Source organism: Flavobacterium sp. AK-301 (assembly GCF_058310215.1).
The window spans coordinates 91,793-106,939 of record NZ_JBZEES010000006.1 but is presented as its reverse complement, the minus strand read 5'-3'; the positions used below and the strand labels follow the sequence as shown (position 1 = coordinate 106,939).

Genomic DNA, 15,147 nt, shown 5'->3' with positions numbered 1-15,147 from the left:
GAAAGTTATCAGACAACTATGCACTATTTCGGTTAATCTAAATTTTTATTAAATTAATTTAAGAAGTTTCAATAGTAGCACATACCTTATCAAAGGAAAGATTTTTTAAATCCTCTTTATGGATCATAAAAAGTAAATCACCGGCATCCCAGAAACAAAATTCAGTATGCTTATCAAATCGTAAAGCCAATAAGAAATCCGCTTCTCTGTAATTCCTTCCGAAATGATTCTTTCGGGGATCTTCACTTATATAGGTTTCCTGACAAAATAAATGATGGGTATGATCGTCATGATCCAACAAAACAGAACGTAACGCAGCATACTGAGATGCTTCTCTGTCACTAAATTCCAGTTCCGGTGAAGGAGCAATATAATCTGGTGGTAAACTGATAACATTTTTAAAAGAAACGGTATGCCCGTTTTCTCTGTAATCATCTTCTTCACTGCAAACAGCATCCTGCCCTTTTATTAACTCATATAACTCTAAACTTTTATTTTCGGGATAATAGAATACATTTACATTCACTTCTGACGCCATTTCACTATCGATCATAAAAAAATACAACATACCATCTTTTGGCAAATCGTGTCGTAAATGAGCAATATCCAATAAATTAATCTGACAAAGAAAATTCTGATACAATCCTTCATCCATTGGATATTCCATATCAGAAGGCAGATCGGGATGTCCTCCAAAACGAGTATTACCCACAATAGAATAATCATCGGGAGCGACTGTTCTGACAGCAATACCTAAAGTAGCTCTTCTCAGAATAGGTTCTTTGAACCGATCCAGTTCAAATTCTGTTATTTTGCGTTCTATTTCTTCTCTGAAAGTCATTCGTTCTGTTACTGTATCGTTTTATTTTTATACTGATAAAAAATTCCTTTATCAAAAGCCGTCCAGAAACAAGCTTTCTGACCTGAGGCTTTTAAAGCATTATTAGTCCAGGTATTACAAGTATAAAAAAGACCGTATACTCTTTTTGCTTCATAAAAAGAATCATTTACACCATAAGTCGGAGCATCAATTAAAATAATATTTCCTTCACTATTATACTGAAAACTATCCTTTATATATCGGATTAATTTTTGATACTCTTCTTTACTAATCGTAATCTTAACACACTTTTCATCCTCAGTAATCTGCTTATAAAAAGTAGTATGCATTGCGGAAGAGCCTAAATAAAACGCTGCTTTAAAAGCAACACTAAATTTCAAATCTGACCACTCTGGTGTTTCCAGATAAAAACCTTTGTCTCCCCAACCCATAGCTACAAACTGCATAGCACTATCCTTTGATTTTGTGTTTTCAAATTTAACCTCCTTACTCCAATCTATTATATCAGACTGTATCGGCATTACAATATCTGTATGCACCCCGTTAGAAAGGAGATAAATATCAATCCCATCAGGAGCTGATTTTACTTCTGAATTAACGGCAATTCTGGATAAAAGAAATTCTACCAGAAGATAAGCTGACAATAACCCGATTATAATTAAGATAAATTTCCAAAAGAACTTAATTATTTTACTGAATAGTTTCATATCACAGAATAGGATTTAATCTGTAATTTCAAGAATTTCTTTAGCCAGATGGATCATTTTTGGTGTCCCGGTATATTTTCCTTTTTCATCGGATAATTTAACCACACCCGTCCAGTGTCCTCCGTCAGGATGAGCTTCAAGCATTTTAACCACAATATTCATCGCTTCTAATCCAACATCATTTGTGAAATTAGTTCCGATTCCAAATGATATTCCTATTCTGCCTTTACAGTGATTTGCTATACGTTCTACTTTTTCATAATTCAATCCGTCCGAAAAAATAATAGTCTTTGATTTTGGATTAATTCCCAATTTCTCATAATGATGCATCGTCTTATCTGCAAACTCAATTGGGTCACCACTATCATGGCGAACACCATCAAATAACTTTGCGAATTTTTTATCAAACTGTTCAAAAAACACATCAGTTGTATAAGTATCTGTCAATGCAATTCCCAGATCACCTCTGTAAATATCGGACCATTGTTCCAGTCCCGTAGAATTCGCCATTTTAAAACCATATTTTGCCGCATGAAACATAAACCATTCATGAGCGTGTGTACCAATTGGTTTAGTACCACTCAGCATTGCCATATGAACATTACTTGTACCTATAAAACTCCCTGTACCATACTGAGTCAGAGACTGCATTACGAGACGATGTACATCATAGGAATGACGACGACGTGTCCCAAACTCGGCAATAGTAATCCCCAGAGCTTTGTATTTTTCTATTTTTTCTTTGGTAACATCAATAACCACTGAATCTTCTACACGCTGTAAGTTTTTCAGTTTATAAAACAACTCACATATTAAAGACATTAAAGGAACTTCCCATAAAATAGTACGATACCAGTAACCAGTTATGGTTACCGATAACTGATCCCCTTCCTGCTGTATCGTCACTTCATCGGGATCATAATGATACCCCTGAAGAAAATCAAGATAAGTAGGATCTAAATAAGGGCAGTTTACCGCTAAATATTTTTTCTCTTCTCTCGTTAATTTCAGAGTTGCCATAGCATCTACTGATTTACGAAGCGCATCTGCAAAACCTTCCGGAAAAGAATGATTTCCTCTATTAATGAATCCATAACTAGCTTTTGCTTTTGGAAACAACTTTATTACTGCATGCTGCATTGTAAACTTGTAAAAATCATTATCAAGAATAGATACCGGAGTTATTATAGTAGCTGGCAACATTGTTTTTCTTATTTAATTAACGGTGTTATATATTTCACATAAAGTTAAAAATATTTATGTAACACCAACCTTTTATTTGTTGTTCGTCAAAAATAGATTTTTTAATCTTATCCTGATACGGATTATATCACAAAAAAAAGTGAAACTATCTCTAACTTCACTTTTTTTTCTATTTTCAAAATATTGTTTATATATAAATCTGATTTTTATACATTAAACCTGAAATGCATTACATCACCATCTTTAACAATATATTCTTTTCCTTCCACTCTTAGTTTTCCTGCTTCTTTCACTTTTGCTTCAGAACCAAAAGAAGCAAAATCTTCATAAGCGATAACCTCAGCACGAATAAATCCTTTTTCAAAATCAGTATGAATTACTCCTGCTGCCTGTGGTGCGGTTGATCCTACAGTAATAGTCCAGGCACGTACTTCTTTTACACCCGCAGTAAAGTAGGTTTGTAAATTCAGTAATTTATAAGCTGAACGAATTAAAACAGAAGATCCCGGTTCTTTAAGACCTAAATCCTCCAGGAACATCTTACGTTCTTCATACGTTTCCAGTTCAGTAATATCTGCTTCTGTTCCTACTGCTAAAACAATCACTTCTGCATTTTCATCCTTTACCAGTTCTCTTACCTGATCCACATATGCATTTCCTGTAGCAGCTGACCCTTCATCAACATTACACACATACAAAACCGGTTTTGACGTAATTAACTGAAAATCCTCCATCAGTTCTGCTTCATCATTATTCTGAGGCTCTACTGTTCTTGCTGATTTTGCCTGTAGCAGTGCCTGTCTGATTCTTTCTAAAAAAGCTTCCTCAACCTGTGCTTCTTTATTTCCTGTTTTTGCAGCTCTCTTTACTTTCTCAAGACGTTTTTCAACAGTTTCAAGATCTTTTAACTGTAATTCAATATCTATTGTTTCTTTATCTCTGATAGGATTTACATTACCATCTACATGAACAATATTATCATTATCAAAACAACGCAATACATGAATAATAGCGTTACATTCTCTGATGTTGCCTAAAAACTGGTTTCCAAGTCCTTCTCCTTTACTGGCTCCTTTTACTAACCCTGCAATATCAACAATATCAACAGTAGCCGGCTGGATACGCTCCGGATTAACTAATTCTTCCAGTTTTTCCAGTCTTGGATCCGGAACATTTACAACACCTATATTTGGTTCAATAGTACAAAATGGAAAATTAGCACTCTGTGCTTTAGCATTTGATAAACAATTGAATAAAGTCGATTTTCCAACGTTAGGTAACCCTACAATCCCTGCTTTCATCTTAGTAATTTAAAAAATTGATTTTTTCAGGGTGCAAATATAAGCTTTTGAAATCAAAAAAATTAATGATTTAAAAAATGAGCTCTTAACTCCTTCCTCAGCCTTGGTTTTCAAACTCTCTCTGAAAAACATTTAATTAATTATAAAAAATTTAAGAACCTATTTAACAGTTTTTTCTTAAATTTGTGAATACAAACCCTTAAACACAGGTATTATGAAAATTGCAATTTCGAGCATTATGACATTATTATTTTGTTTTACAATAAATGCTCAAAACAAAAATGTAGTAAAAGAAACCAAAACAACTATCATTAAAGTAAACAACGGTACTCCAACTGTAAAAACAGAAGAGATAGAAGCTGTTCAGGATGTAGAAACCAAAACCTCTGCTGCTCACAAAAATGTTCGTGACGTGAAAAACACACCTGTTCAGGTTACTAAAAAAGTTACTGTAGCCAAAGATGGTAAAGTAGTCGAAACTTTAAGCAGCCGATCTAGCTTATATAGTCTTAATGGCAAACAATATGAGTTCACATCCGAAGGAGCCGGTTATAACGTTAGTACAGCCGAAGACGGAAACTTAGGTATCTTAAGAAAAACACCTAATAACAACTGGATCTATAAAACAAAAGATGGTATTTCTTTCGGATTCTTTGATGCTGACGGTAATCTTGTTTTAGAAAGATATGATGAGAACACAGATAATGTTATTGTGGAAACTTTTACTTTCACGAAATAAATAACTTTATAAAATCACCAAAAAAATCCTGTTTTAAAACAGGATTTTTTTAGGGTTTTTCATTATCATTTTTATACCAATAAAAAATCCCGAAAGAATTTTCGGGATTTTATTATTTTATGCCTTAATCGTTTCTAGTCCTCTCCATGTAAAAATGCCTGTCTGTTTAACAGTGTTTCATCACTTTCAACACGATTATCATCCGGAATACAACAGTCTACCGGACATACTGCAGCACATTGTGGCTCATCATGAAATCCTTTACACTCTGTACATTTACCGGGAACTATGAAATAAATATCATCTGAAATAGGTATCTGAGTTTCATCTGCATCAACCTCTTCACCACTAGGTAAAACAATCTTACCGGTTAGTTTTGTTCCGTCTTTATATCTCCAGTCATCTGCCCCCTCATATATAGCTGTATTTGGACATTCCGGCTCACATGCGCCACAATTAATACATTCGTCGGTTATTATGATTGCCATAAGCTTAATTTTAATTTATAAACCTTAAATTTGCACAAATTTACGCCCAAAAGTATTTAAAACCAAATCAATATGACCTTAGCTGAGAAAAAAAATCTTTTTATCCATTTAGGAGAATTTTTAAATCAATTCTCTTTAAACAACAATGTTAAGAAAGCGTCTGTTTTACAGAACGATTTATTTTATCAGAGGTTCATAGATCTAATTGAATTATCACAATCTCACAATGGATGGTATACACAGGAGCAGGTTTATTTTGCTGTTCAGTCATGGGCTTCTGCTTTAACAGAAAAAAACATAAATACCTGGCTATCAAACTATACAAATCTCGAACCGGAAACTCCAAAAACAATCGGACTAATCCTTGCCGGGAATGTTCCGTTAGTGGGTTTTCATGATTTTTTATCTGTTTTAATCTCAGGGCATAAAGTACAGGTAAAAACCTCTTCTAATGATCAGCACCTTTTACCCTTTCTGGCAGATTATATGATTGCCGTTGCTTTTGAAATGAAAGACTTTATCACATTTACAGAAGGAAAATTAATCGGTTTTGATGCCGTTATTGCGACAGGAAGTAACAATACTGCCCGATATTTTGAATATTACTTTAAAGACAAACCTTCTATTATCAGGAAAAACAGAAATTCTATTGCAGTATTACACGGTAAGGAAACAAAAGAACAACTGGTCAATCTGGGAGAAGATATTTTTAGATATTTCGGTTTAGGTTGTCGTAATGTCTCTAAATTATTTGTTCCAAAAGACTATGATTTTAAAGAATTCTTCGAAGCTATATTCGAATACAGAGATATAATACATTATGAAAAGTACGCTAATAATTATGATTATAATAAAGCCGTATTTTTAATGAGCAACTATAAGTTAACTGATAATGGCTTTATCACATTAAAAGAAGATATCAGCTACAGCTCTCCCATTTCGAGTATATTCTATGAGTATTATACAGATCTGAAAGATCTTAAGAAACGTATTGAAAAAGAAAAAGAACAAATTCAATGTATTGTAAGTGACAACCTTATTCCCGAAAGTATCCCCTTTGGACAAACACAAAAGCCTGATTTATGGGACTATGCAGATAATGTAGATACAATTACATTTTTATCACAAATTTTATAGAAACAAAACGTTTTTTATAAGACTTTATCCAGTTATTTTTAAGAAATTTGTTATTTAATTTTTTGGTTAACAACTACAATTACTATAATGAAAAAGCACAACTACAGTGCAGGACCATGTATCCTGCCACAAGAGGTTTTTGAAAAAGCCGCACAAGCCGTTTTAAATTTTAATAACTCAGGATTATCTATATTAGAAATTTCACATAGAAGTAAAGATTTCATTCCTGTTATGGAAGAAGCCAGAAGTCTGGCTTTAGAATTGTTAGGTCTTCAGGGAAAAGGATATCAGGCTCTATTTCTCCAGGGAGGAGCCAGTTTAGAGTTTTTAAGAGTTCCTTACAACCTGATGAAAGTAAATGGAAAAGCAGCTTATCTGAATACCGGAACATGGGCTAACAACGCTATTAAAGAAGCGAAAGCTTTTGGTGAAACAGTTATCGTTGCTTCTTCGAAAGAAGATAATTTTAATCATATTCCAAAGGATTATTCTATACCTTCAGATGCTGATTATTTCCACTGTACCAGTAACAATACTATTTTCGGAACCCAGATGAACACTTTTCCTGATCTGGATATTCCTGTAGTCTGCGATATGAGTTCTGATATTTTCTCCCGTCAGCTGGACTTTTCCAAATTTGATATTATCTATGCCGGAGCTCAGAAAAATATGGGCCCTGCCGGAGTAACATTAATTGTTATCAAAGAATCCATATTAGGAAAAACAGGCAGAACTATTCCGGGTATTCTGGATTATCAGCAACATATCGATAAAGAAAGTATGTATAATACACCTGCTGTTTTTGCGGTTTATACTTCTCTTCTTACTTTACAATGGTTAAAAAATCAGGGAGGTATTCCTGCTATTGAAAAAATAAACAATGCCAAGGCTGCTTTATTGTACAATGAGATTGACAGAAACCCTTTATTTACAGGAACCGCTAAAAAGGAAGATCGTTCCAAAATGAATGCCACCTTCTTATTAGTAAATGAAGAACACGCCCCTGTTTTTGATAAATTATGGAAAGAAGCAGGAATCAACGGACTAAACGGTCACCGTTCCGTAGGAGGTTACAGAGCTTCCATGTATAACGCTCTGCCTCTGGAAAGTGTACAGATATTAGTAGATGCAATGCAGGCATTAGAGAAACAAGTATAGATATAATAATAAATTCAGACATATTTAGAAAAAAGAAGAAAGAATCAAGAAGAAAGAGATTCGATAAAACCTTTTCAACCGGAACAATCAACGATCTCTATTTACATTTTACTTCTTACATCTTACCTTAATTTCAAGCAAATTCAAAGCAGGATGTATTATAAAAATATCTGAATATCAAATAAATTATAAAATGAAAGTATTAGCAAATGATGGTATTTCTAAAAGCGGAATCAAGGCTTTAGAAAAAGGCGGATTTGAAGTAATCACAACGAAAGTAGCACAGGAACAGGTCGCTAATTTCATCAATACAAATTCTGTTGATGTACTTTTAGTTCGCAGCGCTACTAAAGTAAGAAAAGATATTATTGACAATTGTCCAACCTTGAAAGTAATAGGACGCGGTGGCGTAGGAATGGATAATATTGATGTAGAATATGCTAAATCAAAAGGCATTCATGTAATCAATACCCCTGCTTCTTCATCAGAATCCGTTGCAGAACTGGTTTTTGCACATTTATTCTCAGGAGTTCGTTTTTTACACGATTCTAACAGAAGCATGCCTCTAGAAGGAGACACTAAATTCAACGATCTGAAAAAAGCTTATGGAGACGGAATTGAGCTAAGAGGTAAAACATTAGGTATTATTGGTTTTGGTCGAATTGGACGTGCCGTAGCAAAAATAGGATTAGGATTAGGAATGAGAGTAATTGCTGCAGATAAATTTGTAGGCAATGCTGAAATAAAAGTAGATTTCTATAATGGTCAGTTCATAAATGTAAATATTGTGACTGAACCACTGGAAGACGTCTATAAACATTCTGACTTTATTACGCTTCACGTACCTGCTCAGGAAGGTTATGTTATCGGAGAAAAAGAAATCAGTCTAATGAAAGACGGTGCGGCAATAGTGAATGCTGCCCGTGGTGGCGTTATTAATGAAGTAGAATTAATAAAAGCTCTGGACAGTGGAAAACTGTCTTTTGCAGGACTGGATGTTTTTGAACAGGAGCCAACTCCAGCCGTTCAGATTCTGATGCATCCGAAAATCTCTTTAACACCTCATATCGGGGCTGCAACAGGAGAAGCACAGGATAGAATCGGTACAGAATTAGCAGAACAGATTATACGCCTTTTAAAAACAGAGATGGCATAGTAATTGTTCTTTAAATAGTTAAATAATCTATAAAATAACTGACAGACACAGCGATCTGTGTTCGGGTTCTTTTTTTTAATAAATTTACTATAAAAATTTATGAGTGGTATTCTAGACTTAGTGAACAGTGATTTGGGAAAACAAATTATTGAAGGTGTTAGTCAAAAAACAGGAACAAGTACAAATGATACTTCTGCTGTATTAACATCTGCCCTGCCTGCCTTAATTGGCGGAATGAAAAATAACGCTTCTACATCCGATGGTGCTGAAAGTTTACTTTCTGCATTAACAGGAGGAAAACATGACGGCGGTATTTTAGACAATCTATCCGGATTCTTAGGAGGAAGCGATTCTTCTGACGGAGCAGGTATATTAGGTCACGTTTTCGGGAATAAACAAAGTGCTGTTGAAACTGCTGTAAGTGAAAAAACAGGAGTATCTGCAGGTCAGGTTGGTCAAATATTAAAAATAGCCGCTCCACTTGTTATGGCGTATCTTGCAAAACAAACACAACAAAGTAATGTGTCTAATGGAGGGGGATTAATGGATATGTTGGGTGGCCTTATGGGTGGTCAGTCGTCCGGAGGAAACTCTTCTATTCTTACCTCTCTAATTGATAAAAACGGAGATGGAGACATTAAAGATGATCTTATGAAAATGGGATCTTCATTACTTGGTAATCTTTTCAAGAAATAGTAATTCAATTCTTAATATTATCAGAACACCGATGTAGCCATCGGTGTTTTTTTGTACCTTTATTTAGTGGATAGTTTACAGTTGATAGTTTTGTAGCTCAGCTGACTTTAAGACTTTCGATGTCAGACTTTCAACTCTTTTAAATTTAACCGCAAAGGACGCAAAGATTTACGCAAGGTTCGCAAAGGTTTTCTGAGTACTATATACTAAAACTGTGAACTGAGCACCGATAACTGCGAACTAATTACTGTTTACTGAAACTAAACACTACAAACTGAATAGTTCATTATTTTACTGACATCAATTTTTAAATTTCACCAAGCTAAACTATTTTAAAAATGAAAAACTATTTTTTAGCATTAGCAGTTATAGGAATAATTGCTATAGGTTGTAAATCACAATACAGCAGTAAATTTGCTTCCGGTAAAACAACCAATGATACCATCCGAATTGCAAATGACAGTATCGGCTATGAAATTATAATTCTTGATCCCGGATTTTCTACTTATGTCAATTCCATTGCAAAACCAAGACATTATTACGGTCAGAACTATCTGGAACAGAAAAATAGAATTTATACATCCGAATGGAATAGTCGTGTTAATCAGCCTTTTACATATAATCCAGATTTGTATAGTATGAGGATTGACTATGAAAGTGGAATTGATTACGGTTATGAGGTAAATTATATGTTGTATAATTATTTTATCTATTTTCAGAATAAATACAATCAGAGACTTGCAGGTTTTGTTCCTAGAAATTAAATCCTCTATATTTGCTTTTTTATAATTTATGAAAAAGTTAAAACAACATTGGGGAGTAACCTCAAATTATCAATTAGTTATCATTTTTATCGTTTTCGCCATTACAGGTTCTGCTTCCGCTTATTTATCTAAACCAGTTACCAACTGGATAGGAATAACAAAAGAAAACCTTTCAATGTGGCTTTATATCCCCATTCGGCTGATTGTAATCTTTCCTGCTTATCAGGTATTATTGGTTCTTTTTGGTTTTTTATCAGGACAGTTCAGATTCTTCTGGGAATTTGAAAAAAAGATGCTCCGAAGTATGGGGCTGGGGTTTCTGTTCTCTGAGAAAAAAGAAGAAAGAGTCAAGAAGAAAGAATCAGAAAAAAAGAATCAGGAAGAAAGATAAAACCTTACGTACAACAGAAAAAGAGTATTTCGTTTACAGTAATCAGTTTCGGTACTCAGTTCACAGTTTTAGTATATAGTACTCAGAAAACCTTTGCGAACCTTGCGTAAATCTTTGCGCCCATTGCGGTTAAACCCTCTCACAAAACTATCAACTAACTTAGGACTTCTCTCCTTTAATAAGATAGGTATACACCCATGTTAAAGTAAACGTCGGGATAATATCCAAGCCGGGTGTTGCTTCCTCAATAAAAGAAATAATACCCGCTACTTTACCCACTGTTCCTTTATACATTTTAGCTAATATCAAACCGGATATCGGTGCCCAGATAATATCTATAAACTCCCCTGCTCCGGGAATTATATAAGACATCATTCCTACTGCATCCAGTAACAGACCTAACATTAATTTGCTGATCTTATTATCTGTTTTCGTTTGAATCTGAACTTCTTCTGCCATTTTATTAATTTAATAATTTACTGACTGTACTATCAAATTTGATACCAAATAACAAATATCAGTTTTTAAGCTTAGAAGCATATTTCTTTTTCAGCTTTTCAAGCTTCGGACTAATAACCATCTGACAATACGGCTGACCTGAATTCAGGCTGTAATAATCCTGATGATAATCTTCTGCTTTATAAAATACGGTTGCCGGTGATAATTTAGTTACTATTTTTTTACCAAACAGATTTTGAGAATCCAGATCAGCAATCATTGCCTGAGCTGTTTCTTTCTGCTGTTCGCTGTGATAGAATATTTCACTTCGGTATTGCGTACCCATATCCGCTCCCTGTCGGTTTAAAGTAGTAGGATCATGAGTAGCAAAAAATATTTCCAGTATATCCTTATAAGAGATCACTTTGGGATCAAAAGTAATTTCAATAGCTTCTGCATGCCCTGTTGTTCCGGCAGAAACCTCTCTGTAAGTTGGATTTTTAGTTATTCCTCCTGTATATCCCGAAACCACTTTTTTAACGCCGCTTAATTCTGAAAAAACAGCTTCTGTACACCAGAAACAGCCTCCGGCAAGCGTTGCAATCTCAAATTCTTTTATTTCCATAAAGGTTGGTTCTTTTTGTTTCTCAAAGCTAACGATATTTTTCTCTTCTTTTGACTGGCACGAAAAAGATAACATAACTAATACTAAACCTACTATTTTTTTCATCTTTTGTTACTTTTACCTGTTTCTCAAATTTAAGAAATTAACAAAACAATACTTCTTTTCTTAACTAAACTTTATATATCAAAATTATTCGGTCCCAAAAACAAATTACATTATACGAATAACAACACAAAACAATAACGAAGCAAACTTTAATTTAAAATAATAATAAAATAAATATGGAAATCCGTAATAATTTCATAAAAATATAATTAAGTTTGTAATGTTAAATAATTAATCGAAATGATTTAGGATATGGCTGAGAACAGAGAAAACTCACAATATTTCTCTGATTTTCAATTTATAATATAATTTTATGAATAGAGCCAATAACATTAAAAAAAGAATCATTATACGCATTCCTTTGTATGATAAGTTTGTAAATTTCTCTGATCTGGAAATACATCAGGAAATTCTTTCTCATAGCAGCTTCCGCTTTTTGTGGCGTATATCCGATGATCTAATGACTAATGCGCACGAAGATTTTGGATATATCAATAAATATCTTGATGATGAAATTTTTTTCACTTTATATACAGAAGCCGGAAAGGAAATCTATTATAAAGGGCTGATTACCGGATTAAAGATGATTAACCTTGACGGTGCAACCTCCGGATTCATGGTTACCGGAAAAAGCCATACAGTCGCTATGGGCGATATGAAAATAAACCGTCTGCATCTGAACAAAACATTATCCGAGATCGCTAAAGATACCTTACAAAACCATATTCAGGGATTATGGGAACCTGAGCATATCACTCCCCGATATACAGAAAGAATCCCCAGCTCGTTACAGTCTAACGAAACCGACTGGGAATACCTGACCCGATTAGCCAGACAATATGGAGAATGGTTTTACTGGGATGGTACCCGTTTACAATTTGGAAATATAAAAGAGACTAAAACCACTTTTAAAAACGGGAAACATCTGAGAAGCTTCGGAATGAATGTCGAGTTAACAGCTAACCGATCTGCTGTTTCCGGTTATGATCCCAATAAAGCCACTCAAATCAGCTCTATACTCGAACATACCAACAGCCATTTTACAGACGATCTGATGAAAAGTGCCCTTGATGCACAAGATCAGCAATATAAACAAAAAAGGAATTTACAGAATCCTTTCCATAATTACACACCCACAATTGGCAATCAGAAAAACATGGATCAGCTGAATCAGCTACATACTGCCGGAAAAGCAGCACAAATGGTCACTTATACTGCCGAAACACGAGAACCAATTAATATAGGACAGATTATAATTATCCATAACAAAGAAATCGTTCATCATGCAATCATTACAAAATGTAGCTTTTACAGCATAAGCACAGGAAACCTTCTCAATCTCTTTGAAGCTATTCCCATAGACTGCTCACAACCGCCTTATACCGGATTAAATCCCGATGGATTTGCTTATGACCAGCCTGCAATTGTAATAGACAATAACGACCCAAAAGGAATGGGACGTATACGAGTAGAGTATTTCTGGAGTAATCGTACAGGAGAAAATAAAAGCGACTGGCTCAGAGTACAGACACTTTATGCGGGCGGCGGAAAAGGATTTTATTTTATTCCGGAAATTGGTGAAGAAGTATTCGTTTCCTTTCAGGGTAATAATCCCGATGCTCCTTATGTATCCGGAGCCAATTATAACGGAAAAGAATTACCCGAATATACTACTGCCAATAATGATATAAAATTTATGCGTTCCCGAAGCGGTAATGTAATAGAAATGAACGACACTGCCCAAAATGAAAGTATAACCATTAAAGAGAACAGTGGTATTATTCTGCATTTTGACTCTGCTACACGTACTCTTACCACAACAGCACCCGAAGGAATGATTTTTAATGCAAAAAACATCACGTTCAACGCAACAGAAAACATGAATCTGAATATTGGAAATACCCTCAAGTTTACTGTTGTACAGAAAATGCTTATTGTTGTTCCTTTTATGCAGCAGATAATCAGTGGATTCATGCATCTGTTTAGTGGCAAAGCATTAATAAACAGTCACAACGAAATAAAAATGGAAAGTCCGGAAATGGTACTCGCAGGACAGCAAAAACTATTCCTGCATAGTGATGAAAGTACGGTTATCAATTCCGGAGGAACTACAGAAGTAAAAGCAGCAGCAGGAACCCAGCAAAGCAATATTGCAGAGGAATATGAAACGGTAAAAGAGGAAATAACCGCAAAATGTCTGGTACATTTCAGACCACATGCCAATTATGACGGAGAATATGGTTTTGACTGGCTAAGAGGTGGCGATACCGGTATGCCCGGCGATAACTGGTTTGGACATATTTTAGGAAAATACCATGAAGCAGATAACGTTACCGTATTTGGTAATGGTAATAAGTGGAATAGTAATTTTATCAAAGATCTCAAAATGTATGATAAAAAACTCAGGAGCTATACCAACTTAATAATAGGCTGGAAATCACGAAAAGGAAAACCCTATCTATACCCTACTCCTGTACTGACATTAATGCTTAATAAAAAAGCGATTCTTAATTTAAAAGTCGATATAGAGGAACTACCCGAAGAAAAAATAACCTTTGAATTTATCAATAAAAAAGCAACCGATTATCTGCAACTCAATACAGCAGAGCTAACTCCTAAAAAAGGGAAATATGATCTGAATAATTATTTACAAATCACCTGTACAAAAGCTTTTGATACAGAACAACTATTACAGGTAAAAATAGCCGATAAAATATGCGGACAACTACGCATTTTACCTAATACTGCAGTATATCAAAAACCAATTAAAGTAGTATTTGTAAAAGTAAAAACAGATTTTAATGGAGAAAAAACAGGAATCCCCACGACAGGGGGGAAAGATTTTTTTATTCAATGTCTCAATCAGGCACTGGTCATCCCTTCCATAACAGAAGTAACATTAGATGCCACCAGTAGTAATTCCGGATCGTCTACTTTTAGAGATCAGTTTTGCAGTCAGAAAGGAGGAGTCTATTCTTTAGACCCTAAAAAATATTATATAAAAGGGAGTAATCCTAAAGAATATTCTAAAAATTGGCATAGATTGCTCAGAACTTTTTTAGAAAGTGAACTAAAAAGTCAGTTTAACGATCTTTATAAAGATTATTATCAGGTATTTTTTATAGGAGAACCCTGCCCCGGACTCAATGGTTATGCTTATCCTAATTCAACCTTTGGTGCTTATTTTCATAAACATAAAAAAGCAACGATTGCTCATGAACTGTTCCATGCTATGGGATTACCGCATACCTTTGATGGTAGTAAACGTGCAGCCTATACTTATCAGGCTCAAAAAACGGATAATATTATGGATTATAGCCATGGAGCTAAACCACCTATTCCAAGAAGAAGTTTATTTCATTGGCAATGGAAAGTATTAAATTCTAAAATAAAATAAG

At 34.4% G+C, this 15,147-nt stretch carries 15 protein-coding genes; 8 read left to right on the top strand and 7 right to left on the bottom strand.

What is annotated here, in order from left to right; translation table 11 throughout:
* Nucleotides 1-58 precede the first annotated feature (58 nt).
* The 4 genes from AC4FQX_RS10365 to ychF form a co-directional block, all read right to left on the bottom strand.
* Nucleotides 59-841 (bottom strand): DUF1963 domain-containing protein, encoded by a 783-nt coding sequence (locus tag AC4FQX_RS10365; protein ID WP_491167621.1) that lies wholly within the window; start codon nucleotides 839-841, stop codon nucleotides 59-61.
* Nucleotides 842-849: 8 nt separating this feature from the next.
* A complete protein-coding gene (locus AC4FQX_RS10360) occupies nucleotides 850-1,548 on the bottom strand; it encodes a TIGR02117 family protein (protein WP_491167620.1) in 699 nt (232 codons plus the stop codon).
* A gap of 15 nt (nucleotides 1,549-1,563) precedes the next feature.
* Nucleotides 1,564-2,751 (bottom strand): nicotinate phosphoribosyltransferase, encoded by a 1,188-nt coding sequence (gene pncB, locus AC4FQX_RS10355; protein ID WP_491167619.1) that lies wholly within the window; start codon nucleotides 2,749-2,751, stop codon nucleotides 1,564-1,566.
* A gap of 206 nt (nucleotides 2,752-2,957) precedes the next feature.
* Complete coding sequence (gene ychF, locus AC4FQX_RS10350) at nucleotides 2,958-4,052, bottom strand: redox-regulated ATPase YchF (protein WP_491167618.1); 1,095 nt, start codon at nucleotides 4,050-4,052, stop codon at nucleotides 2,958-2,960.
* 214 nt (nucleotides 4,053-4,266) lie between these two features.
* Here ychF and AC4FQX_RS10345 point away from each other — a divergent pair, with 214 nt between their 5' ends.
* Nucleotides 4,267-4,791: a hypothetical protein gene (locus AC4FQX_RS10345; protein WP_491167617.1), complete on the top strand. Its 525-nt coding sequence runs from the start codon at nucleotides 4,267-4,269 to the stop codon at nucleotides 4,789-4,791.
* A 134-nt stretch (nucleotides 4,792-4,925) separates the two neighbouring features.
* Here the strand turns inward: AC4FQX_RS10345 and AC4FQX_RS10340 are convergent, their stop codons facing one another.
* Nucleotides 4,926-5,279 carry a 4Fe-4S dicluster domain-containing protein gene (locus AC4FQX_RS10340; RefSeq protein ID WP_491167616.1) on the bottom strand — a complete coding sequence of 118 codons (354 nt, stop codon included), beginning with the start codon at nucleotides 5,277-5,279 and terminating at the stop codon, nucleotides 4,926-4,928.
* A gap of 72 nt (nucleotides 5,280-5,351) precedes the next feature.
* Here AC4FQX_RS10340 and AC4FQX_RS10335 point away from each other — a divergent pair, with 72 nt between their 5' ends.
* From AC4FQX_RS10335 to AC4FQX_RS10310, 6 genes are all read left to right on the top strand, one after another.
* Nucleotides 5,352-6,416 (top strand): acyl-CoA reductase, encoded by a 1,065-nt coding sequence (locus AC4FQX_RS10335; protein WP_491167615.1) that lies wholly within the window; start codon nucleotides 5,352-5,354, stop codon nucleotides 6,414-6,416.
* 87 nt (nucleotides 6,417-6,503) lie between these two features.
* Complete coding sequence (serC, locus tag AC4FQX_RS10330; protein ID WP_491167614.1) at nucleotides 6,504-7,574, top strand: 3-phosphoserine/phosphohydroxythreonine transaminase; 1,071 nt, start codon at nucleotides 6,504-6,506, stop codon at nucleotides 7,572-7,574.
* 193 nt (nucleotides 7,575-7,767) lie between these two features.
* Nucleotides 7,768-8,730, top strand: a complete 963-nt coding sequence (locus tag AC4FQX_RS10325; RefSeq protein ID WP_491167613.1) for a D-2-hydroxyacid dehydrogenase — start codon at nucleotides 7,768-7,770, stop codon at nucleotides 8,728-8,730.
* A gap of 99 nt (nucleotides 8,731-8,829) precedes the next feature.
* Nucleotides 8,830-9,426, top strand: a complete 597-nt coding sequence (locus tag AC4FQX_RS10320) for a DUF937 domain-containing protein (protein ID WP_491167612.1) — start codon at nucleotides 8,830-8,832, stop codon at nucleotides 9,424-9,426.
* Between the two features lie 338 nt (nucleotides 9,427-9,764).
* Complete coding sequence (locus tag AC4FQX_RS10315) at nucleotides 9,765-10,190, top strand: DUF6146 family protein (RefSeq protein ID WP_491167611.1); 426 nt, start codon at nucleotides 9,765-9,767, stop codon at nucleotides 10,188-10,190.
* 28 nt (nucleotides 10,191-10,218) lie between these two features.
* On the top strand, nucleotides 10,219-10,581 hold the full coding sequence (locus tag AC4FQX_RS10310; RefSeq protein ID WP_491167610.1) for a DUF6787 family protein: 363 nt from the start codon (nucleotides 10,219-10,221) through the stop codon (nucleotides 10,579-10,581).
* Between the two features lie 159 nt (nucleotides 10,582-10,740).
* Here AC4FQX_RS10310 and AC4FQX_RS10305 read toward each other — a convergent pair whose 3' ends face one another.
* Together AC4FQX_RS10305 and msrA are read right to left on the bottom strand one after the other, a co-directional pair.
* Nucleotides 10,741-11,040, bottom strand: coding sequence for a hypothetical protein (locus AC4FQX_RS10305; RefSeq protein WP_491167609.1), 300 nt, complete (start codon nucleotides 11,038-11,040; stop codon nucleotides 10,741-10,743).
* A gap of 58 nt (nucleotides 11,041-11,098) precedes the next feature.
* On the bottom strand, nucleotides 11,099-11,749 hold the full coding sequence (msrA, locus tag AC4FQX_RS10300) for a peptide-methionine (S)-S-oxide reductase MsrA (RefSeq protein ID WP_491167608.1): 651 nt from the start codon (nucleotides 11,747-11,749) through the stop codon (nucleotides 11,099-11,101).
* Nucleotides 11,750-12,062: 313 nt separating this feature from the next.
* Here msrA and AC4FQX_RS10295 point away from each other — a divergent pair, with 313 nt between their 5' ends.
* Nucleotides 12,063-15,146, top strand: coding sequence for a phage baseplate assembly protein V (locus tag AC4FQX_RS10295; RefSeq protein ID WP_491167607.1), 3,084 nt, complete (start codon nucleotides 12,063-12,065; stop codon nucleotides 15,144-15,146).
* The last annotated feature ends 1 nt before the right edge of the window (nucleotide 15,147 follow it).